Genomic DNA, 14,477 nt, shown 5'->3' on the forward strand with positions numbered 1-14,477 from the left:
CTTGTGTCACTGCTGCAAAAAGGCTCCCACATTTGCCTGGCCAACAGCTCTCGACGAAGTCTGGCAAGCACTGGGGTTAGTAGCAGGCTAGGGTCAAGCGGTGCCGGAGACTTGATGCCGAACCAGAGTTGCTCTGGCATGGCGCAGCAGCGGCTCGTCCACCATCTGTCCCTCGAACGTGAACACGCCGGAGGCGGCGTCCGCCGCGGCAAGAATGCGTTGTGCCCGCTCGACCTGATCAGCTGTCGGTGTGAAGGCCTGGCGGATGATCGGCATTTGCCCCGGGTGGATCGAGGCCTTGGCCCCGAAGCCCGACGCCTGGGCATCGACGGATTCGCCCAGCAACCCTGCGTGGTCGGGAATGTCTATATAGACCGAGTCGATGGCGACCTTGCCGTACGCGCCGGCGGCCAGCAGCACCTGGGAACGGGCGTGCCTGGCCACATCACGGTAGGTGCCCGATTCCTTACGGGAGGATGAGCCACCCAGAGAGGCGACCAGGTCCTCGGCGCCCCACATCAAGGCGACCACATTGTCCGCGGCGGCAATCTGCGGGGCGTTGATAACCCCCAGCGCTGTCTCGCACAAGGCCACGACTCTGAAATCTGCCACGGCGGCCAAGTCGTCAAGGGTCTCGGCCTTGGCGAGCATTATGGTGCGGTACGGGGTCTGCCGGACCGCTGCCAGGTCCTCGTCGAAGTCCGGGGTGCCGGCCGGATTGACCCGCACGATGGTGCGCTCGGGATCCAGGGGGTTGTCGATGAGCATGCGGCGCGCCTCGTCGCGGTTCTCTGTAGCGACGGCGTCCTCCAGATCCAGGATCACCGCATCGGCCCGCTCCAGCGCCTTGGCATAGCGATCAGCGCGGTCTGCCGGGCAGAACAGGATGGCCGGGCCCATGGTGAAGTTCTCCATGCCTAGTCCTCTTCGTTGGTATTCATGGAGGCCGCGTGGGCGTCCTTGGTCCACATCATGCAGGTGCGCGTGGCGGTTGCCACCACGACGCCGTCCTGGTTCCGCCCGGTGTGCTTCATCGTGACGATGCCCTGCCCCGGGCGGGACTTGGAAAGCCGGATGCCGGTGACCTCGGTTTCCGTGTAGAGGGTGTCGCCGTGGAACATCGGGTGCGGGAATTTCACCGCGTCGATGCCGAGCTGGCCGATGATGGTCCCTTCGGTCATCTGCGGCACCGATTGGCCGATCATGGTTCCCAGCGTGAACAGAGAGTTCATCAGCCGCTGCCCGAAGGGCTGGGTTGCGCTCCAGGCCGCGTCCAGGTGCAGGCCCTGGTTGTTCATGGTCAGCGAGGTGAACAGGACGTTGTCGGTCTCGGTCAGCGTGCGCCCGGGGCGGTGTGCGTACACAACCCCCTCGCGCAGTTCGTCGAGGTAGAAACCGCGTTGCTCCACGCGTTCGGGGGTCTGGATGCTCATGCGCTGTGCTCCAATTCGGTCCGGGTGGGTTCGGTGTCGTCGGCTTCCACGATTTTCACCGTGGCAATGATCTGGTTGGCCTTGACCAGGTCGCCGACCTTGAGGTGGCTCATGTGGACGACCCCGTCGCTGGGCGAGAGCATCTGGTGTTCCATCTTCATGGCTTCGATCGAGGCCAGGACCTGTCCTGCGACAACCTGCTGCCCGTCGCTGGCCTGTACCGCAATGACGGTTCCGGGCATGGGGGAGCGGACCTCGGGGGACAGGGCTCCGGCGCCGCGGTCCATGGCTGCAAGTTCGCGGCCCAGCATCTCGGCACGGCCCACGGGCCTGACGCCGGCGGTCCACCCGTCATGGCTCAGCCACACCGTGCCGTCCGCGGCCAGTGCGGTGGCCACGCGGTGCTGCAGCCCGTTGACGGAATAGCGGCCCGGTCCGGTGGGCTTCACCATAAATTCCCGGCCGTCGATGGCAATGGCGGAGCCCGCGGCGGTGTTGCGGAAGGCCAGCGACCGTGTGTGAGAATCGACCTCGAAGTGTTGCGTGGTGCCGGCCGATTCGCCCAAGCGCCAGCCGTCTGCCCGATGCCACGGATTGGCGGAGTGCCCGTGCGTGGCCAGGGACAGGTGCGCGGCCAGGGCAAGCTCGGAGTCAGAGAGCGCCCGGAAGCGCATCTGCGGCATCTTGCGGCCGATGAGGTTGGTATCCAGGTGGCCGGCGGCCACGTCCGCATCGGCAAGGAGCATCCGCAGGTATTCGATGTTGGTGAGCACCCCCAGAATCACCGTGGACGACAATGCCTGGTCCAGGCGCGCCAGGGACTGCTTCCGGTCTCGGCCCCAGGCAATGACCTTGGAAAGCATGGGATCGTAGAAGGAGGACACCTCCAGTCCGTCGAGCAGGGACGAGTCGACGCGAATGCGCTCTCCGGCGGGTTCGGTTACCGACAGGACGGTTCCGATCGACGGGAGGAAGTCATGGGAGGGGTCCTCGGCGTAGACCCGGGCCTCGACTGCGTGGCCGTGAAGTTCCACCTGGTCCTGGGTGAAGTCCAACGCTTCCCCGGCGGCAATGCGCACCTGCCATTCGACGAGGTCCAGGCGCCGGCCGTTGATACGGACAACCTCCTCGGTCACCGGGTGCTCGACCTGCAGCCGGGTGTTCATTTCCATGAAGAAGAATTCGCCGGGGTTCTCGTCACTGACCAGGAACTCCACGGTTCCCGCACCCACGTAGTCCACCGACCGGGCGGCAGCGACTGCCGCAGCGCCGATCTCGGCACGGATGCGTTCGCCGTCCGCGAGGTTTTCCAAAAGGGGCGCGGGTGCCTCCTCGATGACCTTCTGGTGCCGGCGTTGCAGCGAGCATTCGCGCTCGCCCAGGTGCACGGTGTTGCCGTGCCGGTCGGCAAGCACCTGGACCTCGATGTGGCGCGGGTTGCGCACCAAACGTTCAAGGAAGAGCGTGTCGTCGCCAAAGGCACTGCTTGCGGTCCGGCGGGCGCTGGCCAGCGCCTCGGGCAGCTCGGTCGGGGATTCCACCACAAACATGCCCTTGCCGCCTCCGCCGGCGGAGGGCTTGATCAACAGGGGGAAGCCCACCTCGCCGGCGGCATCGGCGAGTTCTCCGTTGCTCAGGCCCGGCTTGGCGATGCCCGGGACCACCGGGACTCCGTGGGACATGACGTGGTTCTTGGAACGGATCTTGTCGCCCATGAGGTTGATGGAAATGACATCCGGACCGATGAAGGCAATTCCGGCTTCTTCCAGGGCACGGCCGAACTCGACGTTCTCGGAAAGGAAGCCGTATCCCGGGTGCACCGCCTGGGCGCCGCTGCGGCGGCAGGCCCCAAGGATTGCCTCGATGCTGAGGTAGCTTTCGCTGGCGGCGCCCGGCCCGACGCGCACCGCCATGTCGGCCTCCGCCACGTGGCGGGCGCCTGCATCCGCATCCGAATACACCGCCACCGAGCGGATGCCCAGGGCCTTGAGCGTGTGGATGACGCGGACGGCGATTTCCCCGCGGTTGGCCACGAGCACCGTGTCAAAAAGTTGGTTGTTCACGATTGGTCCGTTCTGGAGTCAAGTGATCTTGGGAGGGGCGGGAGCCGAACTACATGCGGAAGACGCCGAAGGATGTCTCCGGCAGCGGCTGGCGGGCGCACACGTCAAGGGCCATGCCGAGCACGCGACGGGTGTCCGCGGGGTCGATGACCCCGTCGTCCCAGAGTCGGGCCGTGGAGTAGTACGGATTTCCCTGGGATTCATACTGTTCCTTGATGGGAGACTTGAAGCTCTCCTCGTCCTCGGTGCCCCACGTGCTGCCCGCACCTTCGATCTGGTCGCGTTTGACCGTGGCGAGGACCGAGGAGGCCTGGTTGCCGCCCATCACCGAGATCTGGGCAGCCGGCCACATCCAGAGGAAACGTGGCGAATAGGCCCGGCCGCACATGGAGTAGTTGCCCGCCCCGAAGGAACCCCCGATGATGACCGTCAGTTTGGGCACCCGTGCGGTGGCCACCGCGGTGACCATCTTGGCGCCGTGCTTGGCGATGCCGTCGGCCTCGTAGTCGCGCCCGACCATGAAGCCGGCGAGATTCTGCAGGAAGACCAGCGGGATACCGCGTTGGTCGCACAGCTCAATGAAGTGGGCGCCCTTGAGTGCGGATTCCGAGAACAGCACGCCGTTGTTGGCAATGATGCCGACCTTGTGCCCGTGGATGCGGGCGAACCCGGTGACCAGGGTGGTCCCGTAGTTGGCCTTGAATTCATGGAACTCGCTGCCGTCAACCACGCGGGCGATGACTTCGCGGACGTCATAGGGCGCGTTCACGTCGGTGGGCACTGCACCGTAGATTTCCTCGGCGTCGGCCAGCGGCTCGGCGACCTGTGCTGCGATGTCCCATGCCGGGGCCGGGGACGGAGGCAGGGTCTCGATGATGTTGCGGACGATCGCCAAGGCGTGCGCATCGTTTTCGGCCAAGTGGTCCACCACCCCGGAAGTCTTGGCGTGCAGGTCGCCGCCACCGAGTTCCTCGGCTGTGACGATTTCGCCGATGGCTGCCTTCACCAGGGGAGGGCCGCCAAGGAAGATGGTTCCCTGGTTGCGGACTATGACAGTCTCGTCGCTCATGGCCGGCACGTAGGCGCCGCCGGCGGTGCAGGATCCCATGACCGCGGCGATCTGCGGGATCTTGCGGGCCGACAGGTTGGCTTGGTTGTAGAAGATGCGTCCAAAGTGGTCGCGGTCGGGGAAGACCTCGTCCTGCATAGGCAGGAATGCCCCGCCGGAATCAACGAGGTAAACGCAGGGCAGACCGTTTTCCATGGCGATTTCCTGGGCCCGCAGGTGCTTCTTCACCGTCATCGGGAAGTAGGTGCCGCCCTTGACCGTGGCGTCGTTGGAGATCACTAAGACGTGGCGACCGTGTACCAGCCCGATCCCGGCAATGACTCCGGCACCGGGGCATTCCCCGCCGTACATGTCTTCGGCCGCAAGAGGCGCGATCTCAAGGAAGGGGGAGCCCTCGTCGAGCAGGGTGTTGACTCGTTCGCGAGGCAGGAGTTTCCCGCGGTCCAGGTGGCGCTGGCGTGATTTTTCCGAGCCACCCAGGGCCGCTCGTGCCAAACGGCTACGGAGCTCGTCGACCAGGACTGACTGCCGCTCGGCGTTCAGCACAATAGCCGGGTCGGTGGTGTCAACGTTGCTGCTCAATGTATCCACGGTGTCTCTTTCGTCGCGGGAATCAAGAATGGGAGTGAATAAGAGCCGATGGGCACTAGGACGCGTGTGCGCGTCCCGGCACAGGTTCGGGCTCGCTGTCGAGGCGGCGTGGGGCAACGATGAAGTCGACCCCCTGGAGGGTGGAGTTGTCCACGTCAAGGATCCTGTACGCCATATTCACGAAGTACTGCTGAACTTCTTCCAGCTGAAGACGCCCATCGTGGCGGAACCAGTGGGCGACACCGGTGCCCATTTCCATGAGGGCCAGGCGGGCCATGGTGAGGTCATCGGTGTTGAAGGTCCCGACGCGTGCCCCGCGTTCGAGCACCTGGGCAAAGAGTGCCTCATATTCGTCACGGAGCTGTTGCATGGCAGGACGGTTTGCCTCTGAGAGGGCGCGCATTTCGTATTCTGCGACCCTCGCGGTGAGCTGGTTGGTGGCTGTGAGGCCGACGTGTGAAGAAATCAGGCCGGCTAGCTGGATGGCTGGTTCGGCACTGCCACGCAGCGCTTCGGAGCCGGATCGAATCATCTCGTCGAGGCAATCCCGCATGATGCTAACGAGAAGGTCTTCCTTGCTCCCAACGTAGTGATAGAGCGTTGCCGAGTTGATGCCGGCAGCCGCACCGAGCTCACGAATTCCGGTAGCAGCAAAACCGCGTGTGGCAAAGAGTGAAACGGCTGCTTGCTGTACCTTGCCTAAATTCATGAGGATGACTCGTTTCTGGTGGTTCTAAACATCGAAGCCAATCAATCGATTGGTACTTATTCACTAGTAAAACCCAAACTGCAAGCACTGTCAATCAATCGATTGGGAATCAGTGTGGGTTTTATCGATGGCCTGACAGGCTGCGACCAGCATCTCCGAATGTGGCCGCGGGGTTGAGCTTCTCAATCGATCGATTGGTGATGCAGTCATGTGATTTGGCCGAAATTTACATATTGTCAATCAATCGATTGACAGATTTGTCTTGACTGTGTGGCGGCTCACACTTTAGGGTCGGAATCGACAGCTTCAATTCTTCGCCCTCGCACTTCCCGTTTACGTTGCAAGGAGTAGTACACGCATGGCAACAAGTTCTCAGGTCTCCAAGGAAGCGACAGTCGTTGACAAGACGGCGTTGCGTCGCGTTGCAGGGTCCGTTCTGGTTGGAACAACGATCGAATGGTACGACTTCCAGCTTTACGGCGCTTCAGCTGCTCTGGTGTTCGCGCCGTTGTTCTTCTCCGGGGTCGAACCCTCATTGGCCATCATCCTGTCATTTGCAACTTTCGCCGTGGGATTCTTTGCGCGTCCGCTTGGCGGCGTCATTCTCGGCCACTTCGGTGACCGCATGGGCCGAAAGAAAGTGCTCGTTCTTGCACTGTTACTCATGGGCTTTGCAACGTTCCTCGTCGGGGTATTACCCACTTCGGCGCAGATCGGCGCATGGGCGCCTGTACTACTTGTTCTACTCCGACTCATCCAGGGATTCGGTGTCGGAGGGGAGTGGGGCGGTGCGGTACTCACCGCCGTCGAATATGCGCCCAAGAACCGCCGCGGATTCTACGGAAGCCTGCCGCAAGTTGGGGTCCCTGCCGGCTTGCTCCTGGCGACTGCCGTCATCTTCATTACCCGTGCGCTCACCGGGGACCAGTTTCTGGTGTGGGGCTGGCGTATTCCATTCCTGTTGAGCATCCTGCTTGTTGCCGTCGGTCTGTACATCCGAATCGCATTGGAAGAAACTCCTACCTTTGCTCGGGTCAAGGAATCCAAGGCCGAAACCAAGATTCCCTTGGTGACCGCGTTCAAGGTCTACCCGCGCCAAATCCTTCTTGCCACGGGCTCAATGGTTAGCACCGGGGCGTACTTCTATATCTTGAATACCTACTCGTTGACCTATGCACAGCAGTTCAAGTTGGTCCCGGGCAACATCATGCTGCTTTCGGTGATGGCTTCTGCCGTGACCGCCGTGATCTTCATTCCGGTCTTCGGCCAGCTTTCCGAACGCGTGGGGCGGCGCCGCTTGCTGATGTGGGGCGTCGCCGGGATGGGCCTGTGGGTCTTCCCCGCCATGGCAGCCATCAATTCAGGCAACCCGTGGCTTGTCGCCGGTGCGCTGATAGTTGGCGGATTCATGTTGAGTGTCTCCTACGGTCCTCAGGCAACCTTCATCGCCGAACTCTTTGACGCCCGTGTTCGTTTCTCTGCGGCATCAATCAGCTTCAACATGGGTGTCCTGCTCGGTGGGGCGATCGCACCAATGATCGCAGCATCCCTCGTGGCGGCAACCGGCAGTGGATATGCAGTGGCCCTGTACGTGACGGCATTGTCGATCGTCTCCTTCGTTAGCATCTACCTCGTTCGGGACCGCGACCTGGAAGAGGGAAGCGCCGACATGCACATCGATGATGATGGCGTCTACAACCCACAGGACAACCTCGCCTCCAATTCGTAGCATTCGCATGGCTGCAGTGCTCGAAACAGTTCGAAAAGAAAAGGAAAACCTCCATGATCTCGAAACCGTATGAAGAGATTTCGATTGGCGACATTGAAACGACGTCATCAAAGACCATCACCGAGGAATATGTACGCGCCTTTGCAGAACTGACGGGCGACCGACACCCGCTGCACCTGATGCCGGAGTATGCGCAAGAGACCCGCTTTGGGAAGCAAATCGCGCATGGTGCATTGATCATTTCCACCCTCCTCGGTTTGGTCGAACTGCACCCGAGTTACTTGCAATGCTTTTATGGCTTGAACAACGTGGAGTTCAAAGCGCCGACATATTTTGGGGACTCGATTCACGTCGTTACCGAAATTACGTCGGTCAACCCAGGCAAAAGCGGAATGTCTGCCGTCGTCGGCAGCTATGCACGCGTCATCAACCAAGACGGGAACGTTGTGCTGAGCGGCGACTTCTCGATGCTTGTTGCAGGCACTGAAGCCGCACTGGATGACCCGCGCATGCTGGTGGAGCGCGTGCGGTGAGTACAGCACTGAGACACTCGTGGTGGCAGGATCTTGACGCCGAGAACTTTGAATGGACGATCCCGGCACAATTCAACATCGGCGAGGCTTGTACCGACCTGCAGCCGAGCAGCGATCCGGCCCTCATTGTCGATTCGGGGGACTCCACACGAGTTTTCAGCTTCGGCGAGTTGGGGGAGTTGAGTCGCAAGTTCGTGGCTCTGCTCGACTCGTTTGGTCTCGCGGCCGAGGACCGGGTGGCGATCATGGTGCCTCAAGGCATCGAGGTGCTCACCGCACACCTCGGCGGCTTCCGTGGCGGGTTCATCACCGTGCCGCTGTCGGTCAAGTTCGCAGCGGAGGCCGTTGCATATCGCGTGGAAAACTCCGGATCCAAGGTCCTGGTGATCGATGTCGCCAACTTCGATCGTCTGGACATGGGGCCCGTTCGGGCATCCGGTGTCCAGAAGATCCTCGTGGTCGGTTCGGAGCAGAGCTCCACCTTCAAGCAGGACGAGTGGACCTATGACTTTTGGCAGGCGATCGACGCGGTTGAACCTTCTAAACGCCCCGTTGAAACGACGGCGCGGTCCAAGGCCATTATTATCTACACGTCCGGAACCACGGGGAATCCCAAGGGTGCGCTGCACAGCCACCAGGTGCTCCTGGCCCATATGACCTCTGTACGGACGACATTCGACAACGCTCCGCAGGCCGGCGACGTATTCTGGACACCTGCGGATTGGGCCTGGATCGGTGGACTCTTCGACGTGTTGTTCCCGGCGCTCGCACTGGGGCGACCGGTGGTGGCATTTGCCGGAAAGTTTACGGCGGAAGATGCGCTTCGGCTGATGAAACGGCATTCAATCACCTCTGCATTCATCCCGCCAACGGCGCTGAAACAAATGCGCAGTGCGGGTGTCGAGTCCAATCACGCGGTCGGCACGGTCTGCCGCACCTTGGCGACGGGCGGCGAAGCGCTCGGCGAATCCCTGGAAACGTGGGTCAACAATACCTTCGGATGCCCGATCAACGAATTTTATGGGCAGACCGAAATGAACCTGACGATCGGAACCTCACGCGCCCAGCGGCTGACGGCCCCGGGTTCCATGGGGCGCCCGTTCCTCGGGTTCGAGGCTGCACTCCTGGACTTTGACGGAGTGGAAGTGCCCACCGGGGAAGTCGGCGAGATCTGCATCAAGACGGGCAACCCCGGAGAGTTCTTGGGTTACTGGAACGACGCTGAGAAGACCCGCTCCAAGGTCTACGACGGCTGGATCCACACGGGGGATCTGGCACGCAAGGACGAGCACGGCGACTTCTGGTACTCCGGCCGCACCGACGACGTCATCTCCACCGCCGGCTACCGCGTGGGCCCCAGCGAGGTCGAAAGTTGCCTCGCCACCCATCCGGCGGTTTCCATGGCGGCGGTCATCGGCGTCCCGGACGAGCTTCGTGGGCAGGCCGTGCAGGCCTTCATCGTGCCGAACCCCGGGTATTGCGGGTCCGACGCGCTGACCAAGGAGCTCCAGAACCACGTCAAGAATAAGCTCGCCTTCTACCAATACCCCCGGCGCATCAACTACCTCGAGGAACTGCCCATGACCACCACGGGCAAGATCATGCGTCGCAGCTTGCGTGAGATCGTGGGCTCCGACTGAGCGTTGATGTCTCCGCTGGCGTTTCATGAACCAGCAATTTATCCAGTTCCAAAGGGGGTCTTGGCGACGCCAAGACCCCCTTTGGAACTGATGTGCGTATAGCTCTTTACAGCTCGTGGCCGAACGTGCTCAACTTCCTGCGCATGATCTTGCCGGTAGAGGTTTGCGGGAGGGAACTGACGAAGACCACCTTGCGTGGCACCTTGTAGGCGGCCAGGTGTTCCCGCGAGTATGCCAGGACCTGCTCGGCCTCCAGGTCCGTGCCCTCGCGGCGCACCACATAGGCACACGCGATTTCACCCTTCACGGGATCGGGCAGCGAACCGACCGCGACCATGGCCACCGCGGGGTTGGCGGCAATGATCCGCTCGATTTCCGCCGGGTAAATGTTGTAGCCGCTGGTGATGATCATGTCCTTGCGGCGATCGACGATGAAAAAGTAGCCCGCCTCATCCTGGATGGCCACGTCTCCGGTGTGCAGCCAGCCGTCGGTTTCAAGCGCCTCGGCGGTTGCCGCGGGATTGCCGAAGTATTCCAGCATCACCATGGGCCCTCGCGCCATGAGTTCGCCTGGCTGCCCCTGCTCGACATCCTTGTGCGGGTCGGCAAGGTCCGCGACGCGTAGCTCCAGACCTGGCAGCGCCACGCCTATCGAGCCGCGCACCGGCTCTTTGTCGTACCAATGGGTGGCACCCAGTCCGGCCAGTTCCGTCATGCCCCACAGCTCGAGCATGGGCGCATGGGTCAGCTTTTCCCAGGCCTCGATCACCGATGTGGAAATGGTCTGCCCGCCAACGGTGCTGCGGGTGATCGAAGAGAGGTCGGCCTCGGCAACCGTTGGGTCATTGAGCATCATCGAGTACATGGCGGGCACTCCCTCGAAGAGGGTCGCGCGATGCCTGGCAACCAGGGCAAGTGCATCCTTGGCGTCAAAGCGTGCCATCAACACCACGGTGCCTCCCTTGAGCAACGTACCGTTGATGACCACGTTTCCATACACGTGTGGTGCCGGAAGCGCGGAAATCACGACATCCTCTTGGGTGCGCCCATGCATCTGCGCCGTTGATTCGCAATTGAGCAGTACTGCCTGCTGTGACTGGACCGCTCCCTTGGGGTGGCCGGTTGTTCCTGAGGTATATCCAATGGTGGACGGGGAATCGTGAAGGACCGCGGGTCGGTGAAAGTCCGTTGAGGCCTCGGCGGACAGCAAGTCCTCGAATGAGTCGGCGGCATGACCGTGCCCGTCAAAGTCAACCACGAGCTTCAAGCCTTCCACCGTCTGCCCTGTCCCTGCCATCGCCTCAAGCTTGTCGGCCGAGGCGAACAACGCCGAGGACGCGCAATCGCGCAGCACAAAGTGGACCTCTTCCGGGGTCAGCATCACGTTGATGGGGTTGACCACGGCCCCGGCCTTGAGTGCGCCGTGGTAGGCCACGACCCACTCCCACCGATTGCCCGCGTAGATCGAGACTCGATCCCCAGGGGCGATACCCCGTTCCCACAGACGGGAGGCGATACGGGTGGAGAGCTCGTCCAGTTCGTTGAAGCTCAGGGTGCGGGTCTCGGTGACCAAGGCAACCTTGTCCCCGTACTGTGCTGCACTCGCAGGGAGGATCTCCCCGGGTCCGTGGAGCGGGCTCATGTCATGTCCTTCGTTCGAGAGGTTGGTCGTGTGGGATTCCGACCCGACGAGGCAGTCGGCGTAGGGTCCTTGCCGAACCGTTCGTCACGGCGTGCTCCTGGACCTAGAATCACAGAGGGCTTCAATCGATCGATTGACTCTCTATGATCAGGAAACACTGTAATGCGGGTCACTGTCAATCGTTTGATTGGGATTCGCGTAAATAGGTCCGCTGGCGAATTGGTTCCGTCGGCACGGGAGTGTTGGGTCGGCATGATCATGTGCGGGGTGTCCGAGACTCCGAGTGGGTCCTCGGTGCGATGGCCCCGCTCCTGGCATTCGTGTTCCCTCGGCGAACCGCCGCTGCTTCAGAGCAGCTGACCGCCGCGCTTGCGCGCCTGCAGCACCACGGTGGTTTGCAGATGGGTCATCGACTTGCTCCAGGGCGAATCGGCAAGGAAGTCGTAGAGCTGCGCGGGATTAGCGACAGTGATGTCGGCGACCAGCTGGCAATCCCCGGCGACCGCTGCGGCGTAGCGGACCTCCGGGCGCTTGGCCAGGGCCGCGCCGAGGGCCTCGACCGGGTTGGGGGCGGTGTGGATCCACAGCAGCGCCTCGGTGTTCAGCTCATCCACGTAGCCTGCGCGAGGAATGACGCGGTGCCTCGGCTTCTGGAGCAGAGCCGAAAGCGACCTAAGCGGACGGCTCGTCGCGCTTTCCTGCAAGAAATCCCCGAAGCAGCGCTGCCGTACCTTCGAGGTGTTCTTCCATGAGGGCGCGTGCCCTGGTGGGATTCCCGCCCAGGATTGCATCCACGATGGCTTGGTGTTGTTCTTCGGAGTGCTCAATATTGCGTTCAAGGAAGGGGATTCGATCCAGCATGTCGCTTGTTGCGGCTCGCGCTTCGGCAACCGCCGCCGCGAGCCTGCGTGATGGCGTCAGCTCGGCGATGCAGATGTGAAGACGGGCATCCAAGGGTCGATACTGTCCAGGCGTCGCCGTCGAGACTGCGCGGAGCGTATCGAGCAGGCGGGTTCGCTGTGCGGCGGTAAGCGATGATTCGGCGGCCAAGGCAGCGGCCGCCGGTTCGACGACCGCACGAAACGCCAGTACGTCTTCAACCATTTCCTGATCTTTCCATCCAAGTTTTTCGCTCCGCGCCGGAGGGTCGGATGTCACGAAGGCTCCACCATAACGTCCGCGCTGAATGGTTAGGTACTGAGCCTTTTGGAGTTCGGCAAGTGCATCCCGCAATGTTGCGCGGGAAACGCCCAGGACCTCGGAAAGATCGCGCTCTGCGGGTAGTCGTTCCCCCGGTGCGAAGATGCCGATTCTGATGCCGCGAAGCAGCTGCTCGACGGTTTCCTCAAAGGCGTTTCCCTTGCGAGCCCGCCCCAAAAGGCGGTATCGAGGGTCACTCGCCGGCTGGTACTCCTCTGTCGCTTCCATCGTCATAGCATGCCATGAATTGGGTCGCCATCTCCAGCGAGTCGCCTCGTCCTTGGAGCTCTTCGCAATGGGACCCTTGACACCGTAGCGTGGTTTGCGTCACTCTTGGTTCTGTTCAATGGACTGAAAACATTCCATTAAAGTTCGGTTATCGCAGTTGAAACCCTTCACAGAGCAGCGAGGCACCCATGGCGCGAACATCCCATATCGAATACGGCGAGGTGAAAGAGGACTACCTCAAACACCGGCAGCTCAAGCGCGGCGCTGCAGGCTGGGTCCTGCTTGCAGGTCTCGGAATCGCCTACGTTATATCCGGAGACTTTTCGGGCTGGAACCTGGGTCTCGCGGTTGGCGGATGGGGTGGCCTGCTTATCGCTTTCATCCTGATGGGCTTGATGTACACCTGCATGGTGTTTGGTCTCGCCGAACTTTCCTCCACGTTGCCAACGGCTGGCGCGGGGTACGGTTTCGCGCGGCGGGCGCTCGGCCCGTTGGGTGGTTTCGCAACGGGAATGGCGGTCTTGATCGAGTATGCGGTGGCTCCGGCTGCCATTGCCACCTTTATTGGTGGCTACGTCGAGGCGCTCGGACTATTCGGCCTAACCAACTCATGGCCCGTGTACCTGGTTACCTACGTCATTTTCATTGGCATCCACATGTGGGGCGTCGGTGAAGCACTCAAACTGATCTTTGGCATCACTGCCATCGCCGTCGTCGCGTTGGTCATTACTGCGCTCGCATTGCTTCCGCACTTCGAGGGTGCCAAGTTGTTCGACATCATCCCCGATGGATCTTTGGGTTCCAGCGCATTCCTGCCCTTTGGCGTATCGGGAGTGCTGGCCGCATTGGTATTTGGTATTTGGTTCTTCCTCGCCGTCGAAGGCGTTCCGCTGGCCGCTGAAGAAACCGCCGATCCGGTCAAGGACATGCCGCGCGGCATTATCGTCGCGGTGCTGTTTCTGATTCTGTCGGGTGCGGCGATGCTGATTCTGGTTCCGGGAACGGCCGGTGCCGCGGCCATGAGCACATCGGAATCTCCATTGCCCGAGGCAATCCGCGCTGTCTACGGCCAAAATGCCTTGGTTGCCGACATCGTCAATTACGCAGGATTGGCGGGCCTGGTTGCCAGTTTCTTCTCCATCGTCTTTGCCTACTCGCGCCAGCTCTTCGCGCTCTCCCGAGCTGGCTACCTCCCGAAATTCCTGTCGTTGACATCATCCCGGCACACGCCGTGGGTGGCACTGCTGGTTCCGGGAACGATTGGATTCCTGCTCGCCGCCATCACCGGAAACGGCGGATTGCTGATCAACATCGCGGTATTCGGCGCAACCGTCTCATACGTGCTGCTGAACCTCAGCCACATCATGTTGCGTATCAAGGAACCCGACCTCCAACGCGGATACCGGACTCCCGGTGGCGTCGCCACCACGGGTATTGCCTTGGTCCTTGCCGTTGTCGCACTCATTGCCACTTTCGTGGTCGATGTCGTGGCCGCAAGCATCACCGCCGCCGTCTTCCTGGCCGCAATCGGATACTTCTGGTTCTACAGCCGTCACCGGCTGGTTGCCAGCGCCCCCGAAGAAGAATTTGCCTTACTCCAAGAACAAGAAAAGAGACTGAAGTAGAGCCATGACTACATC

At 61.6% G+C, this 14,477-nt stretch carries 12 protein-coding genes; 4 read left to right on the forward strand and 8 right to left on the reverse strand.

Annotated features, from left to right (window positions below; genetic code table 11):
- Positions 1-93: 93 nt before the first annotated feature.
- Genes ACIPVK_RS13990 through ACIPVK_RS14010 form a run of 5 tightly spaced genes read right to left on the reverse strand, consistent with a single transcriptional unit; the run spans position 94 to position 5,865 of the window.
- Positions 94-915, reverse strand: coding sequence for an HpcH/HpaI aldolase/citrate lyase family protein (locus ACIPVK_RS13990; protein ID WP_407612590.1), 822 nt, complete (start codon positions 913-915; stop codon positions 94-96).
- A gap of 2 nt (positions 916-917) precedes the next feature.
- Complete coding sequence (locus ACIPVK_RS13995) at positions 918-1,433, reverse strand: MaoC family dehydratase (RefSeq protein WP_407612591.1); 516 nt, start codon at positions 1,431-1,433, stop codon at positions 918-920.
- Positions 1,430-3,499: an acetyl/propionyl/methylcrotonyl-CoA carboxylase subunit alpha gene (locus ACIPVK_RS14000; RefSeq protein ID WP_407612612.1), complete on the reverse strand. Its 2,070-nt coding sequence runs from the start codon at positions 3,497-3,499 to the stop codon at positions 1,430-1,432. The genes ACIPVK_RS13995 and ACIPVK_RS14000 overlap by 4 nt, the downstream gene beginning before the upstream one ends.
- A 46-nt stretch (positions 3,500-3,545) precedes the next feature.
- On the reverse strand, positions 3,546-5,156 hold the full coding sequence (locus ACIPVK_RS14005; RefSeq protein WP_407612592.1) for a carboxyl transferase domain-containing protein: 1,611 nt from the start codon (positions 5,154-5,156) through the stop codon (positions 3,546-3,548).
- Positions 5,157-5,211: 55 nt separating this feature from the next.
- Entirely contained in the window at positions 5,212-5,865 is a 654-nt protein-coding gene (locus tag ACIPVK_RS14010) for a TetR/AcrR family transcriptional regulator (RefSeq protein ID WP_407612593.1), read from the reverse strand.
- Between the two features lie 358 nt (positions 5,866-6,223).
- Here ACIPVK_RS14010 and ACIPVK_RS14015 point away from each other — a divergent pair, with 358 nt between their 5' ends.
- From ACIPVK_RS14015 to ACIPVK_RS14025, 3 genes are read left to right on the forward strand one after another with little or no spacing between them, the layout of a single operon-like run.
- Positions 6,224-7,594: an MFS transporter gene (locus tag ACIPVK_RS14015; RefSeq protein ID WP_407612594.1), complete on the forward strand. Its 1,371-nt coding sequence runs from the start codon at positions 6,224-6,226 to the stop codon at positions 7,592-7,594.
- Positions 7,595-7,647: 53 nt separating this feature from the next.
- On the forward strand, positions 7,648-8,127 hold the full coding sequence (locus tag ACIPVK_RS14020; RefSeq protein ID WP_407612595.1) for a MaoC family dehydratase: 480 nt from the start codon (positions 7,648-7,650) through the stop codon (positions 8,125-8,127).
- Positions 8,124-9,767: an AMP-binding protein gene (locus tag ACIPVK_RS14025; RefSeq protein WP_407612596.1), complete on the forward strand. Its 1,644-nt coding sequence runs from the start codon at positions 8,124-8,126 to the stop codon at positions 9,765-9,767. Before ACIPVK_RS14020 ends, ACIPVK_RS14025 begins: the two co-directional genes overlap by 4 nt.
- A gap of 106 nt (positions 9,768-9,873) precedes the next feature.
- On the opposite strand, the gene ACIPVK_RS14030 is transcribed toward ACIPVK_RS14025, so the two are convergent.
- The 3 genes from ACIPVK_RS14030 to ACIPVK_RS14040 form a co-directional block, all read right to left on the reverse strand.
- Positions 9,874-11,409, reverse strand: coding sequence for a class I adenylate-forming enzyme family protein (locus tag ACIPVK_RS14030; protein ID WP_407612597.1), 1,536 nt, complete (start codon positions 11,407-11,409; stop codon positions 9,874-9,876).
- 347 nt (positions 11,410-11,756) lie between these two features.
- Complete coding sequence (locus ACIPVK_RS14035) at positions 11,757-12,023, reverse strand: Lrp/AsnC ligand binding domain-containing protein (protein ID WP_407612598.1); 267 nt, start codon at positions 12,021-12,023, stop codon at positions 11,757-11,759.
- 58 nt (positions 12,024-12,081) lie between these two features.
- Complete coding sequence (locus ACIPVK_RS14040) at positions 12,082-12,843, reverse strand: FadR/GntR family transcriptional regulator (protein WP_407612599.1); 762 nt, start codon at positions 12,841-12,843, stop codon at positions 12,082-12,084.
- A 182-nt stretch (positions 12,844-13,025) separates the two neighbouring features.
- On the opposite strand from ACIPVK_RS14040, the gene eat reads away from it, so the two are divergent.
- Positions 13,026-14,462 carry an ethanolamine permease gene (gene eat, locus ACIPVK_RS14045; RefSeq protein ID WP_407612600.1) on the forward strand — a complete coding sequence of 479 codons (1,437 nt, stop codon included), beginning with the start codon at positions 13,026-13,028 and terminating at the stop codon, positions 14,460-14,462.
- Positions 14,463-14,477: the final 15 nt, after the last annotated feature.

This window comes from Paeniglutamicibacter sp. MACA_103 (assembly GCF_045798555.1).
In the GTDB taxonomy this organism is placed as follows: Bacteria; Actinomycetota; Actinomycetes; order Actinomycetales; family Micrococcaceae; genus Paeniglutamicibacter.